Below are 12,913 nucleotides of genomic sequence, written 5' to 3'. Positions count from 1 at the left end.
CCCCTATGTTGTCTCAGGCAGCTTGCCTTGCCTTCAGGGCCGAGAGCGCCTCGGCCAGTTGCGCCTCGGTCCAGCCCTCTGTGACCGCCCGGCGCAGGACATCCGCCTGGCTTTCCGGCGCATTGCCCCCGATCGGGGGGTCCGTGTCCAGATTGGTCGGGAAAGGATAGCCTTCGGCGGTGGCCGCAATCACCGCATCCAGTTCCGACTGGGCCAGATCTCCACGCTGTTTCAGCGCGATCAGATGGGGGAACACGGCCTGCGACATGGCACGACGATCCACCGCTTCCATCGCGCGCCCGAAGGCCGACGAGATTTGCAGCAGGTTCGCCATGCGGTCGATATCGGCGCTGCTATTTTCTCCGGCAGAGTGGAACAGCGCCGGGTTGAAGAACACCGCGTCCCCTTTCGACAGAGGCAGCTGAACAAAATTGTCTTCGAAATGGTCCCGATGCGCGGGATCGTGAAATGCCAGATAGCCGGATGAATAGAGCTGCGAGAACGGCAGCAGTTTTGTCGGGCCACTTTCCACCGGCATGTCACAATGGGCAACAGCCCCTTGCAGGGTCAGCGCAGCGGTCAGGTGATGGGCATGGGCGGGATACCGCGCGGCGCTGTCGGCGCTTTGGAAACCCAGGTGGTAGTCCCTGTGCGCTTGCTGTGCCTTGCCTCCGGGGCGTACCTGATTGACTTGCGCGGTCATTTGATAGTTGGGGCCCAACCACGCCTCGCAGGCGGCCGCAATCGCGGTGTTCCCAAAATACAGTGCAAAGCCTTCCGGGTCGCACAGGCATTGTTTTTGCAGCGCATTCCAAACCCGGTCATTCGCACCCGAGGCGGCGAAGTGATCACCTTCACCTGCCCCGCTTCGCCGTTCCTCATCGATGATCTGGCGGAATACCTCTGTAGCCCGGTCGATCACGGAGGTATCCGAATAGGCCCCTTTCAGGGCAATCACCCCAGCTGACTTACTCAAAACCCAGCCCCATTCCGCCAGCAAAGCCTGACGCTTGTCCGTCTGCTCTAGCACCGGGCGCAGCGCCTGCATGTCGTAGACAGGTACGTTCTTTTCAACCGACGCGGCATGGGGCACCGCATCGGCCGAAAGGTTCTGAGAGGTCAACACCTTGAATTCATCCAGATCGCAGGATTCCCGGTCGAAATAGCCGACATATCCGAGGTCTTGATGCACCATGACATGCTCCCTTCTCATGGCTTACGGTGTTGCGCCTATGGGCGGTCGTTACGCAGTGATCTCCAACTCTGCCTGCTCGCAAACATCGACGATGTGGTCATAACCCTTCTTGGAATACTCATAGGGCGGTGCCTTGGCAGGGTCCTGTTCGGCCTCGACCACGATCCAGCCGTCGTATTCCATCGCCTTGAGCGCGTTCGCGACCACCTGGAAATCAATGCAGCCATCGCTAGGCACGGTGAAGGCACCGGCAATCACCGCGTCAAGGAAGCTGCGATTGTTCTCACGCGTGTCTTGAACGATGGACGGGCGGATATCCTTGAAATGCACGTGATGTACCCGGTCGCCCCAGCGGTTGAGGGTCGCCATCACATCGCCACCACCAAACAGCAGGTGGCCGGTGTCAAAGCACAGCTTTACTTCGGAGCCCGATCCTTCCATCAGCCAGTTCACGTCATCCTCGCTTTCGATGATCGTGCCCATGTGGTGGTGATAGGCCATCGGCATGCCCTGATCGGCCATCCATTTCGCCAGTTCAGTGAGTTTGGCGGAGTAGGCCAGCACCTCATCCCTGGACAGTTTGGGACGGTCATTGACCGGGGTTCCGATCTGACCCTGCACGGTGTTGGAACACTCGGCATAGACGATGCAGGGGCTGTTTAGCGCCACGAACTGCTCGACCTGTTCGCGCACGGCTTCACGTTCGGCCGCGAAGTTGTTGACCAGCGTGTTGCCCGAGCACCAGCCGCCACAGAGCGCGATATCGTTGCCGTCCAGATAGGCGCGCAGCCCTTCGGTGTCGCTGGGCATCCGCTGGCCGCGTTCGACACCGGTATAGCCGATCTCGCGCGCCTCTTTCAGCGCCTGCTCCATGGTATAGGCCGCCGTCAGGTCCGGCAGGTCGTCATTCTGCCAGGCGATGGGCGAGATACCGATTTTCACGCTCATTTGGTGTTTCTTTCCTTGAGTGCGACCTCATAGGCCGCACGTTTTTCATTCACTTCGGGGCGGATGCTGACCTCGGGCACGGCCACTTCCCACCACGTGCCGCCAAATTCGGTGGATGGGTAGGGATCGGTGTCGATAACCACCACATACGGACCCTTGATGTCACCGCGTTTGGCTAAAGCGTCCTCAAGCTCGGCAATCGAGTTGACTTTGACCGAAGTTGCCCCCATCGCCGCCGCGTGCGCAGCAAAGTCGATGGCCGAGGGCGTGTTGTGGACCGTGTGATCCAGCAGGTTGTTGAACTCGGCCCCACCGGTACCCATCTGCAGCCGGTTGATGCAGCCAAAACCGCGGTTGTCGGTAATAACGACGGTGAAGGAAATGCCCATCATCGCGGCCGAAGCCATTTCCGAGTTCGCCATCATATAGGTGCCGTCGCCGGTAAAGCAGATCACGTCGCGCTCCGGCTGGGCCATCTTGATACCCATGGCGCCCGCGATCTCGTACCCCATGCAACTGAAGCCGTATTCCATGTGATAGGCCCCGGGGCGGGGCGCTTTCCACAGTTTGTGCAGCTCACCGGGCATGGTACCTGCTGCACACATCACAACCGTATCGTCATGCGCGGCACGCTGAACCGCGCCAATCACCTGCATATCGGTCGGCAGCGCGTTGCCGTCGCCGGGCGCGTCGGTCAGCTTGTCGACCTTGCCGAACCAATCGGCCTTCAGCGTGTCGGCCACAGGGTCGGCGCGATATCCCTGCAGAGCAATGCCCAGTTCCTCAAGCCCGACACGGGCGTCGGATTGCAGTGGCATCGCGCCGTGTTTCTCGGCGTCATAAGCGGCTGTGTTCAGGCTGATCAACTCTCGCTCGGAGTTCGAGAACAGACCCCACGAGCCGGTGGTGAAGTCCTGAAACCGCGTCCCGACGCCCAACACCAGATCGGCCTTGGCGCAAATGTCGTTGGCGGGTTCGCCACCGGTCACGCCGATGGGACCAAGGTTCAACGGGTGATCCCAGGCTAGCGCGGACTTACCGGCCTGTGTCTCGGCTATGAGAATGTTATGCGTTTCGACAAAGCTCTGTAACGCATCGGTTGCGCCCGAATAGTGCACACCTCCGCCAGCGACGATGACCGGGTTTTTGGCGGCTTTGATCGCAGCGACCGCACGGGCCAGTTCACCCTCATCCGGGCGAATGCGGCGCTGATACCAGACGCGCGGCTCAAAGAAGCTTTGGGGATAGTCATAGGCCTCGGCCTGCACGTCCTGACAAAAGGACAACGTCACCGGTCCGCAATCAGACGGGTCGGTCATGGTCCGGAAGGCGCGCGGCAATGCGGTCAGCAGGTGCTCGGGCCGGGAAATGCGGTCGAAATAGCGGCTGACCGGTTTGAAGCAATCATTGGCGCTGATTGTACCGTCGCCAAAGCTCTCGATCTGCTGCAACACAGGGTCGGGACCACGGGTGGCGAACACGTCACCGGGGATGATCAGAACCGGCAGGCGGTTCACATGCGCCAGCGCCGCTGCAGTCACCATGTTCGTGGCGCCCGGCCCGATCGAGGACGTGACGGCCATGGTCCGCGTACGACGCATCTGCTTGGCATAAGCAATCGCACTGTGCGCCATGGTCTGCTCGTTATGGCCGCGATAGGTGGGAAGGCTGTCTTTTACGGCGTGCAACGCCTCGCCCAATCCTGCCACGTTACCATGGCCAAATATGGCCCAGACCCCAGCGATGAACGGCTCTCCGGCTTCGTTCATCTGCGCGCCCAGATAGCGCACCAAAGCTTGCGCTGCGGTCAGTCGGACTGTTTTGTCCATTGTGATCCCTTTCAACACAAGGCCATTTCGGCCAATTCCGCAATTTCGATAGTTGTTGGGCCTCTGGCCCCTGAGGGAGGGAGGAACGGTGTTAAACCGTACCGCCCAAAGACCCTTCCAGTTCGGCCATTTCCTGACCGCCTGCCATAAGGTCCTGCAGTTCCTCGGGCGTGATTTCGCCCCGTTTTGCGGTGCCCAGAGTCTTGCCCCGGTTCAGCACGGTAAACCGATCGCCCACCGCCAGCGCATGGCGCACGTTGTGGCTGATGAAGACAACGCCAACGCCCTGGCTGCGCACTCGGTCAATGGTCGCCAGAACATTCGACGTTTGGCGCACACCCAAGGCCGAGGTCGGTTCGTCCAGGATCAGGATTTTAGCACCGAAATAAACCGCGCGTGCAATCGCAACGGTCTGCCGCTCGCCGCCGGAAAGCGTACCGACTGCCTGATCCGGTCCGCGCAGATTGATGCCCATCTTGCGCATCTCTTCCATGCAGACGTCATTGGCCTGGTCAACATCGAACCGCTTGAGCAGACCCTTTCCTTTGGTTGGCTCGCGCCCCATGAAGAAGTTCCGCGTCACGCTCATCAGCGGGATCATCGCAAGGTCCTGGAACACAGTCGCAATGCCCGCCTCCATCGCATCACGCGGGGTGTCGAAATGCAGCGGCTTGCCTTCGAAAAAGATCTCGCCCTTGGTGGGTTTGTGCACCCCGGACATGGTCTTGATGAAGGTCGATTTGCCCGCACCGTTGTCGCCCAGCAAGCAGTGGCATTCACCCGGTTTGACATCAAAGCTGACACCAGCCAAAGCAATAATGTTGCCAAAGTGCTTTTCGATGTCTTTCATTTCAACGATGGGCGCCGCGTCGGTCGCATCGCCGTGGTGGAACTTGGTATCTTCGGTCATATCAGCGCTCCCCGGTTACGCGTTTACGGATCGCGTTGTTGAACAGAACGGCGATCAGCAGCATGGCGCCCAGGAAGACCTGGAACCAGTCCTGATCGAAGTCGGTATAGGTCAAGCCGATGACAACCATGCCAAAGATGATCGAACCGAAGAACGCCCCGATAGCCGAGCCATAGCCACCGGTCAGCAGACAGCCCCCGATCACGGCTGCGATGATCGCCTCAAATTCCTTCTGGAAGCCCCGCCGTGCATCGGTTGAACCCGCGTCCATCACCGTGATGATCGCCACCAACGCAGCGCAGCAGGCCGTCAGCATAAACAGAGAGACTTTGACACGGTTCACCGGAACACCCGAGTTGGACGCCGCCGTCTTGTCGCCGCCCGAGGCAAATATCCAGTTCCCTGCCGGGGTGCGCAGCAGTACATATGTTGCAGCCAGCGCCATCACGATGAACCACAGGATTTCGACCGGAATACCTGGCACCTTGGGCGCACCGCTCTTGAAGGTATCGATCGCGCCCTTCTCGGCCAGCCAGGCGAACAGGCTGCCAAAGGCCTCGCCCGAGAAAACCGGCGCCAGCCAGTCATTTTCGGTCGCGTCACGCACGCCGCGCAGCTGGGTCGACCCGCTGGTCGCCATTTTCAGACCGACCAGAGACAACCCTCGCAGGATGAACAGAAATGCCAGCGTCACGATAAACGACGGCAGGCCCGAGCGGATCACGATATTGCCGTTGATCGCGCCGACCATGGCCGCAAAAACAAACGTCATCGGGATCGCGGCGACCAGCGGCAGCTGCCAAGTCACCACGCAGACGCCGAAGAACAGGCCGGAAAACGCCACCATCGAACCGATGGACAAGTCAAACTCGCCGCCAATCATGAGCAAAGCGGCCCCGATGGCTAGGATACCCAATTGCGCCGCAGGCGTCATGAAGTTCATCACTCCGGCAAGAGTGAACATCGATTCATCTGCGGTGATCGCAAAGAAGATAACCACAAGGACGACACCTGCCATCGCACCAAGTTCGGGGCGTTTCATTAGCTTGGTCAAAAACGGTTCGCTTTTGACTCTTTCGTCCGCTGCAACTTGCGCTGACTGACTCATGTTTCCCTCCCAATTCGGTTGAAACGGCGCACGCAGCGCCGTTTCTTTTGTCTCTGTCCCGTTCGGGTCAGCGAATGCCCTGCGATGACAGGTCGATCACCTGAGCGGCCTTTTCCTGAGTTACCAGGTTCGGGCCGGAAGGTACGTTGCCACCCGGCATCAGGCCGTATTTGGCGTGCAGGCCCATGAAGTTCACCGCCAGATAACCCTGCAGATATTGCTGCTGGTCGATGGCAAAGGCCGCGTCACCGTCTGCAATCGACTGCAGGAAGTTGGCCGACAGGTCGAACGAGGCCACGTTCACGTCACGCCCCGATGCTTTGACGGCTTCCACTGTCGGTTCACCGGCCGAGCTGGCACCCAATGCCATGACAGTGTCTACATCTTCGTTCGCGGCCAAAGCAGCGGCGACTTTCGACTCGATTTCCGACGGATCGTTTGATGTCGGCAGCACTTCGACATTGCCGCCGAAACCTTCGGCGAAGCCCGCGCAGCGCAGGTCAAGTGCGACGTTGCCAACCTCGTGGTTCACACAAATCGCGGTTTCGCCGCCCATCGAGGCCAGTGCCTCACCGGCGGCTTTACCCGCGTCGAATTCATCCTGACCAACATGCAGGAGTGCGCCCAGATCCTTGGAAACATCTGACCCCGAGTTGATCGAGATCACCGGAATACCGGCCGCGACCGCACGTTCGATTGACGGGCCAAGCGCGTCTGCGTCGGGAATCGAAACGATCAGCCCGTCAGGCTCCTGGTTCACGGCAGCATCGATCAGTTGCGACATGGCCACCATATCGAAAGTCTCGGGCGCGCGGTATTCGACGTTGACGCCGACATCCTTACCCGCCTGTTCGACGCCGTTCTTGACGACGTTCCAGAACGCGTCATTTGCCTGACCGTGCGACACAACTACGATTTCCTGCGCAAATGCAGGGGTAGCCAAAGCCAATGCACCGGCAGCCAATGCGCCTTTTACGAACTTATTCATTTGGTCTCCTCCCATAAGAACAGTCTGTCTTTTGCCGGGGCTTCAGCCCCAATCATTCGGATCCACCGAATCTCCTCCGCTCCGATAACTGGCGGAGCTTGCCCCAGTTTCTAGATATCGGGTCATTTTGCAACCGGTTTCAAAACCTCGGCCAGTTCGACCGCCTGCCCAGACTGAGCGGACCGGGTCGCGGCCTCGGCCATTGCCAGGGCTGCAACGCCATCCTCCAGCGTCACCGGCATCGCCGAATCGGTCAGCACGGCCTGAACGAAGGCATCCCATTCCGCGCGATAGGCGGGCATGTAACGTTCCAGAAAAAAATAGGTCGGCTTGGCGCCTGTGACGCCATCGGCCGTCGATTTGACCACAGCGTTTTCCAGAATGTTATGGGCTTGCAGCAACCCGCCCGAACCCAGCATCTCGATCCGCTGATCATAGCCATAGACCGCCCGCCGCGAATTCTTGATCACCACGATCTGACCATCGGCATAAATCATTGTAACCACAGCAGTATCCACATCCCCAGCGCGTCCGATCTCGGGGTCAACGATCGAGGAACCTACAGCAGTAATCCGTTCGGGCAGCCGACCCATCAGGTAATTCGCCATGTCGAAATCATGGATCATCATGTCCCGGAACAGACCGCCAGATACCTTGACATAACTGATCGGCGGCGGGGCCGGATCGAAAGAGGTGATCGACAGCATCTCGGTCGTGCCGATTTCGCCGTTGTCTGCGGCCGACTTCAGGGTCGTGAAGCTGGGGTCAAACCGGCGGTTGAACCCGACCATTACCGGCTGGCCGGTTTCCGCCGCAACCGCCTGACACGCCAGCGCCCGTTCAAGGCTGAGGTCAACGGGTTTTTCGCACAGAACCGCCTTACCAGCCTCTGTGGCGGCTTCGATCAGTTCAGAATGGGTGTCTGTCGGCGTCGCAATCAGCACTGCATCAATTGATTGGTCCGCGATAATCTCCTGAGATTCGCGTGCCGTTGCACCCTGTTCCGCGGCAAGGCTTTCAGCAGCTTCGGAAATCGCGTCGGAAACCGCACAAAGCTGACTTTGAGGATGCGCGGCAATGGCCTGTGCGTGTACCCGACCAATGCGCCCGGCGCCAAGCAGTCCGATTCTCAGCATGTGGCTCTCCCGATTCTTTAACTTGGCGTTACAATGTTGCTTTTTGCAACCGGTTGCAATATTTTTTTGATGCAAAGAGTCCGCAACGCCAAACCACTCGAGTTCTGCGATGGTGCGGTAGGCTGCTATTAAGATAACTGGCGATCCCGGAAGGACTCGAACCCTCAACCTGCTGATTAGAAGTCAGCTGCTCTATCCAGTTGAGCTACGGGACCGCTGCGCCCTTCTTGCGGTTTTTACGGGCGGGGTTCAAGACCCAAGCGCATGAAGGCGCTGTTTGGGTCGGTCTCGTATCCGTAGATCGGCTCGCAATAGGAATATCCAAGCGCCTCATAGAGTTTGCGGGCCGCATCATATTCCGGTAGATGTGCCGCGCCGGTTTCCAGAACCAGCGCTGTAACCCCTTCTGTTCTGGCCAGATCCGCAAGATGGACCATCATTTTGCGCGCCAGACCTCGCCCACGCGCCCGCGCCAGAACATGCACCGATTTCACCTCGGCGGTACCATCCGGCAACGCCTTGAGCGCACCGCACCCAACTGGCTGGTCGGCTTCGTACATGGCCCAGAACCGAATCCCCGGCCCGGCCAGCGCCTCGGCATCCATGGTGTGGTTGCTTTCCGCGGGACCGGCCGTTTTGCTATGGGCAAAATGCGCCTCGACCACCGGTCGCAATACATCCAAGGTTGGATCAGCCTCGCGAATGTCGATCAACTCAGTGGGTCCAAGGACCACGCCGGTCGGTGGCGAAGTTTTCGCCATAGCCACGGGCGCGCAGGTTGGGTTTGCGCTTGTGCGGTTCGCTCACCTGCGCGTCGATACCATTGTCCTTGGCGTAATCCAGCGCCTCTTCCTTGGTGTCGAACTTCAGGCGTATCTGGGTCTGCGTGTCATTGGATGAGGTCCAGCCCATCAGCGGATCAACCTCGCGCGACGACGCGGGGGCGTATTCCAGAACCCACTTGCGGGTCTTGGCCATACCCGAGGTCATCGCATTCCTAGCAGGCTGGTAAATCCGTGCGCGCATGTCGCCTCTCCGTACTCACTTGGCTAGGGGTGTTTATGCGCCAGACGCGCGGCGCGGACAAGTCCGCAATTGTCGCAATTTAAGGCTTTGAAATTGCCCCCTTGAACAAGAACAAAAACAGATCAAAATCAGGCGCGAAAGGAATCTCCCCTGATGGCTTACGCTCATTCCGACAAGACCCAGCTGACTGCCGAAGACGTCCGCGCCCGCCTGAAACTGGAAGGCGGCAAATCCTTCGTCATGCATACCGAGTTTTCGCCGGCGGGCGACCAGCCGACCGCGATCAAGGAACTGACCGGCGGCGTGCAGGACGGTGAACGCGATCAGGTTCTGCTGGGCGCGACCGGGACGGGCAAGACCTTCACCATGGCCAAGGTGATCGAGGAAACCCAACGACCTGCCATCATCCTTGCGCCTAACAAGACGCTGGCGGCGCAGTTGTATGGCGAGTTTAAAGGCTTCTTCCCCGAAAACTCGGTCGAATACTTCGTATCCTACTACGACTATTACCAGCCCGAGGCCTATGTGCCGCGTTCAGACACGTATATCGAGAAAGAATCGCAGATCAACGAACAGATTGACCGGATGCGCCACTCGGCTACGCGGGCGCTGCTGGAACGCGATGATGTGATTATCGTAGCCTCGGTCTCTTGCATCTACGGTATCGGCTCGGTCGAGACCTACGGGGCGATGACGCAGGATCTGAAGGTCGGCCACGAATACGACCAACGGCAAGTGATGGCCGATCTGGTCGCCCAGCAATACCGGCGTAACGATCAGGCGTTTCAGCGCGGGTCATTCCGGGTGCGGGGCGATTCACTGGAAATCTGGCCTGCTCACCTCGAGGATCGCGCCTGGAAGTTCTCGTTCTTCGGTGAGGAATTGGAAACCATCACCGAGTTCGACCCGCTGACCGGCGAACGCGCCGCGACGATGGAACAGGTGCGCGTTTATGCGAACTCACACTACGTGACGCCGAAACCGACCATGCAGCAGGCCATCATCGGGATTAAAAAGGAGCTGCGTATCCGGCTTGATCAGCTGGTGGGCGAAGGCAAGCTGCTGGAAGCGCAGCGTCTGGAACAGCGCACCAATTTCGATCTGGAAATGCTTGAGGCCACCGGTGTCTGCAACGGGATCGAGAACTATTCGCGCTATCTGACCGGCCGTGCACCGGGCGAGCCGCCCCCGACCCTGTTCGAATTCATCCCCGATAACGCGATTGTCTTTGCCGACGAAAGCCATGTCAGCGTGCCACAAATCGGCGGCATGTACCGGGGCGACTATCGGCGCAAATTCACGCTGGCCGAACACGGGTTCCGCTTGCCCTCCTGCATGGACAACCGACCCCTCAAGTTCGAGGAATGGGACGCCATGCGCCCGCAATCCGTCTTTGTCTCGGCCACACCAGCTAAATGGGAGATCGAACAGACCGGCGGCGTCTTCACCGAACAGGTGATCCGCCCCACCGGCCTGCTGGATCCTGAGGTCGAAATCCGCCCTGTATCCATGCAGGTGGACGATTTGCTGGACGAGGTGCGCAAGGTCACAGCGAACGGTTACCGCACGCTGGTCACGACCCTGACCAAACGTATGGCCGAAGACCTGACCGAATATCTGCATGAACAGGGCATCAAGGTCCGCTACATGCATTCCGACATCGACACGCTGGAACGCATCGAAATCCTGCGCGACCTGCGGTTGGGGGCGTTTGACGTGCTGGTGGGGATTAACCTACTGCGCGAAGGGCTCGACATTCCCGAATGCGGGCTGGTCGCCATTCTGGACGCGGATAAAGAGGGCTTCCTGCGGTCAGAAACCTCACTGGTCCAGACCATCGGCCGCGCCGCGCGGAATGCCGACGGGCGGGTGATCATGTATGCCGACAAAGTCACCGGTTCCATGGAACGCGCCCTGAACGAGACCAACCGCCGCCGCGCCAAACAGCTCGCCTATAACGAGGAACACGGCATCACGCCTGAGACGGTGAAAAAGAATGTCGAGGACGTTCTGGCCGGTCTCTACGAAGGCGATGTCGACATGAACCGCGTCACCGCCACCATCGACAAACCGATGCACGGCGCAAACCTTGAGGCCCATCTGGACGGGTTGCGCGACCAAATGCGCAAAGCCGCCGAGAACCTGGAATTCGAAGAGGCTGCCAACATCCGGGATGAGATCAAACGTCTGGAAGCGGTCGACCTGGCCGTCGCCGACGACCCCATGGCGCGGCAATGGGCAGTCGAGAAAGCCTCGGAAGACGCGGTGAAATCGCGCGGACGCTCAACGGCCGGCAGGCCGGGGCAGCGGGGTGGGAATGTGAAGAGGAGGAAGCGGTAGGTTGACACGCAACTGATGGTTGCATTTTGACTCAAAGCACGAAATCAATCTTCCTAGACAAACGGTTTAGGAATATTTTTTGATTACGCTTTTAATTGTAGCTGGACTGCTCGGAACCATTTCAATCCTAGCAATGATTTGGGTTTGGGTAAGTGTTCTGGCAGGTTGGCGCGAAGCGTCACCAGGCAGAAGCCTTGTAATGCTGTTGTTCCTCCTACTTCTGACGGTTTTCTGGGGGCTTGGAATAGATACGGGTTACGGCATTTTCAGGTTATCAATGTTAATACTTTGGCCGGTATCAATTCTGTATCTATTGAAATTCGCTTTTGCCGCGAAACTTTTCATCTTTTTCTTTGCGGCGTTAATATTGCTGGTTTTGGCTGCCACAGCCGCCGCGATCGTGCCGGGCAAAGTAAAGGTGCCGACCATAGTTGTTGGCGCGATTATTATAGTGATTGGTCCGGTCGCGTTGCAGAATCTGCAAGTGCGGTGGCAAATGACAAGATATGCGAAAGCTGCCGAGCTGCATGTCATAGACCGTTCTTCGTTGTTCAAGTCTATTCGGGAACGCTCTGACGGTTACCAGCCCCCACATGGCGTGGCATGTGACAGCGAAAATTGGCCTTATCTTTGGAGCTATCGGCGTAGAGACTGGATTGCGCTGCCAACTAACACCCGTTACGGCGGCGATACCAAAGAAAGAGTTATGAGTGTTTGTGTCTACAGATAACACTTGCTCCACACTCCACCCTTGCACCCCGCCCCACCCTCCTCCACGTTTGAAATCACAAATTGTGATTCCAAACGGTTGCCATGACGAACCCGAACGCCCTGCCCAGCACGCATGAGGTCCAAAGCGCCATTCACCGGGTGCGCGGCACCCGTGTGGTGCTGGCCGAGGATCTGGCGCAGTTTCTTTTGCAAAGAAAAGGCCGGGAACACCCCGCCCGGTAACTTATCCCTTATCCCAATGGGCAATCACATCGAATCCGACCGGTGAGGGCGGGCCTTCCATGAATTCGGCGAAATGGCCCCACAGTTCGGCCACTTTGGGCGCGTTTGCGTTCGAGGTTGCCTCGCTCTCGACGACTGAGATCACATAGCCCGAACCGTCCTCGTTCATCACGTTGGTAAAGCAGTGCATCCCGGGCATACCCATGATTTCGGATTTCAATGCATTCATCTTCGCCGTCGCCGCCTCCCGCGTGCCGGGCTTCATTTTGTATTGAGTAATTCGCGCAAACATCACTTTCCTCCCTCGTCTGGCGAAATTGCCAAGTGGCGGGCCGGAGCGGCCTCGCCGCGTGCACCCTAGCACGACCGCGCGAAATCTCGCATTGATACGAGGGATTTGTGGGCGTTTTCAACTAGACGCCTGACCGCATCCGGGCGGCTGACACTTCAAGGTTGCAGCCCAGCGCCCGCTGCTTCAC

13 protein-coding genes and 1 tRNA gene are annotated in these 12,913 nt (G+C 58.8%); 3 read left to right on the top strand and 11 right to left on the bottom strand.

Translation table 11 applies throughout. From position 1 onward, the window contains the following. Positions 1 to 13: 13 nt before the first annotated feature. From ACR0IK_RS13665 to ACR0IK_RS13620, 10 genes are all read right to left on the bottom strand, one after another. Entirely contained in the window at positions 14 to 1,195 is a 1,182-nt protein-coding gene (locus ACR0IK_RS13665; protein WP_480641862.1) for a phytanoyl-CoA dioxygenase family protein, read from the bottom strand. Between the two features lie 48 nt (positions 1,196 to 1,243). Continuing rightward, positions 1,244 to 2,143 carry a myo-inosose-2 dehydratase gene (gene iolE / locus ACR0IK_RS13660; protein ID WP_480641861.1) on the bottom strand — a complete coding sequence of 300 codons (900 nt, stop codon included), beginning with the start codon at positions 2,141 to 2,143 and terminating at the stop codon, positions 1,244 to 1,246. Then, positions 2,140 to 3,972: a 3D-(3,5/4)-trihydroxycyclohexane-1,2-dione acylhydrolase (decyclizing) gene (iolD, locus tag ACR0IK_RS13655; RefSeq protein ID WP_480641860.1), complete on the bottom strand. Its 1,833-nt coding sequence runs from the start codon at positions 3,970 to 3,972 to the stop codon at positions 2,140 to 2,142. The genes iolE and iolD overlap by 4 nt, the downstream gene beginning before the upstream one ends. Before the next feature lie 91 nt (positions 3,973 to 4,063). Beyond that, positions 4,064 to 4,882, bottom strand: coding sequence for an ATP-binding cassette domain-containing protein (locus ACR0IK_RS13650; RefSeq protein ID WP_480596510.1), 819 nt, complete (start codon positions 4,880 to 4,882; stop codon positions 4,064 to 4,066). Between the two features lies 1 nt (position 4,883). Beyond that, positions 4,884 to 5,990: an ABC transporter permease gene (locus ACR0IK_RS13645; RefSeq protein ID WP_480596512.1), complete on the bottom strand. Its 1,107-nt coding sequence runs from the start codon at positions 5,988 to 5,990 to the stop codon at positions 4,884 to 4,886. Between the two features lie 67 nt (positions 5,991 to 6,057). Continuing rightward, positions 6,058 to 6,978, bottom strand: coding sequence for a sugar ABC transporter substrate-binding protein (locus tag ACR0IK_RS13640; RefSeq protein WP_480596514.1), 921 nt, complete (start codon positions 6,976 to 6,978; stop codon positions 6,058 to 6,060). A 122-nt stretch (positions 6,979 to 7,100) separates the two neighbouring features. Further along, positions 7,101 to 8,114 carry an inositol 2-dehydrogenase gene (gene iolG, locus ACR0IK_RS13635; protein WP_480596516.1) on the bottom strand — a complete coding sequence of 338 codons (1,014 nt, stop codon included), beginning with the start codon at positions 8,112 to 8,114 and terminating at the stop codon, positions 7,101 to 7,103. Positions 8,115 to 8,252: 138 nt separating this feature from the next. Continuing rightward, positions 8,253 to 8,329, bottom strand: a tRNA-Arg gene (locus ACR0IK_RS13630). Positions 8,330 to 8,350: 21 nt separating this feature from the next. After that, entirely contained in the window at positions 8,351 to 8,875 is a 525-nt protein-coding gene (locus tag ACR0IK_RS13625; protein ID WP_480596518.1) for a GNAT family N-acetyltransferase, read from the bottom strand. Further along, positions 8,829 to 9,140 (bottom strand): ETC complex I subunit, encoded by a 312-nt coding sequence (locus ACR0IK_RS13620; RefSeq protein WP_480596520.1) that lies wholly within the window; start codon positions 9,138 to 9,140, stop codon positions 8,829 to 8,831. The genes ACR0IK_RS13625 and ACR0IK_RS13620 overlap by 47 nt, the downstream gene beginning before the upstream one ends. Positions 9,141 to 9,293: 153 nt before the next feature. Here ACR0IK_RS13620 and uvrB point away from each other — a divergent pair, with 153 nt between their 5' ends. The 3 genes from uvrB (at position 9,294) to ACR0IK_RS13605 (ending at position 12,434) form a co-directional block, all read left to right on the top strand. Then, positions 9,294 to 11,480 carry an excinuclease ABC subunit UvrB gene (uvrB, locus tag ACR0IK_RS13615; RefSeq protein WP_480641859.1) on the top strand — a complete coding sequence of 729 codons (2,187 nt, stop codon included), beginning with the start codon at positions 9,294 to 9,296 and terminating at the stop codon, positions 11,478 to 11,480. 79 nt (positions 11,481 to 11,559) lie between these two features. Continuing rightward, complete coding sequence (locus tag ACR0IK_RS13610; RefSeq protein ID WP_480641858.1) at positions 11,560 to 12,210, top strand: hypothetical protein; 651 nt, start codon at positions 11,560 to 11,562, stop codon at positions 12,208 to 12,210. An 83-nt stretch (positions 12,211 to 12,293) separates the two neighbouring features. Next, complete coding sequence (locus ACR0IK_RS13605) at positions 12,294 to 12,434, top strand: hypothetical protein (RefSeq protein ID WP_480641857.1); 141 nt, start codon at positions 12,294 to 12,296, stop codon at positions 12,432 to 12,434. Position 12,435: 1 nt separating this feature from the next. Here ACR0IK_RS13605 and ACR0IK_RS13600 read toward each other — a convergent pair whose 3' ends face one another. Beyond that, positions 12,436 to 12,726 (bottom strand): hypothetical protein, encoded by a 291-nt coding sequence (locus tag ACR0IK_RS13600; RefSeq protein ID WP_480641856.1) that lies wholly within the window; start codon positions 12,724 to 12,726, stop codon positions 12,436 to 12,438. Positions 12,727 to 12,913: the final 187 nt, after the last annotated feature.

Source organism: Ruegeria sp. BF7, assembly GCF_056538605.1.
Note: the sequence above shows the minus strand (reverse complement) of the source record. Positions and strands in the feature narration are given on the sequence as shown.

What these genes read in the sequence shown, in the direction of transcription:
- ACR0IK_RS13665 (WP_480641862.1), bottom strand. Translation starts at nt 1,195, where the DNA reads ATGGTGCATCAAGACCTCGGATATGTCGGCTATTTCGACCGGGAATCC.
- iolE (WP_480641861.1), bottom strand. Translation starts at nt 2,143, where the DNA reads ATGAGCGTGAAAATCGGTATCTCGCCCATCGCCTGGCAGAATGACGAC.
- iolD (WP_480641860.1), bottom strand. Translation starts at nt 3,972, where the DNA reads ATGGACAAAACAGTCCGACTGACCGCAGCGCAAGCTTTGGTGCGCTAT.
- ACR0IK_RS13650 (WP_480596510.1), bottom strand. Translation starts at nt 4,882, where the DNA reads ATGACCGAAGATACCAAGTTCCACCACGGCGATGCGACCGACGCGGCG.
- ACR0IK_RS13645 (WP_480596512.1), bottom strand. Translation starts at nt 5,990, where the DNA reads ATGAGTCAGTCAGCGCAAGTTGCAGCGGACGAAAGAGTCAAAAGCGAA.
- ACR0IK_RS13640 (WP_480596514.1), bottom strand. Translation starts at nt 6,978, where the DNA reads ATGAATAAGTTCGTAAAAGGCGCATTGGCTGCCGGTGCATTGGCTTTG.
- iolG (WP_480596516.1), bottom strand. Translation starts at nt 8,114, where the DNA reads ATGCTGAGAATCGGACTGCTTGGCGCCGGGCGCATTGGTCGGGTACAC.
- ACR0IK_RS13625 (WP_480596518.1), bottom strand. Translation starts at nt 8,875, where the DNA reads ATGGCGAAAACTTCGCCACCGACCGGCGTGGTCCTTGGACCCACTGAG.
- ACR0IK_RS13620 (WP_480596520.1), bottom strand. Translation starts at nt 9,140, where the DNA reads ATGCGCGCACGGATTTACCAGCCTGCTAGGAATGCGATGACCTCGGGT.
- uvrB (WP_480641859.1), top strand. Translation starts at nt 9,294, where the DNA reads ATGGCTTACGCTCATTCCGACAAGACCCAGCTGACTGCCGAAGACGTC.
- ACR0IK_RS13605 (WP_480641857.1), top strand. Translation starts at nt 12,294, where the DNA reads ATGACGAACCCGAACGCCCTGCCCAGCACGCATGAGGTCCAAAGCGCC.
- ACR0IK_RS13600 (WP_480641856.1), bottom strand. Translation starts at nt 12,726, where the DNA reads ATGTTTGCGCGAATTACTCAATACAAAATGAAGCCCGGCACGCGGGAG.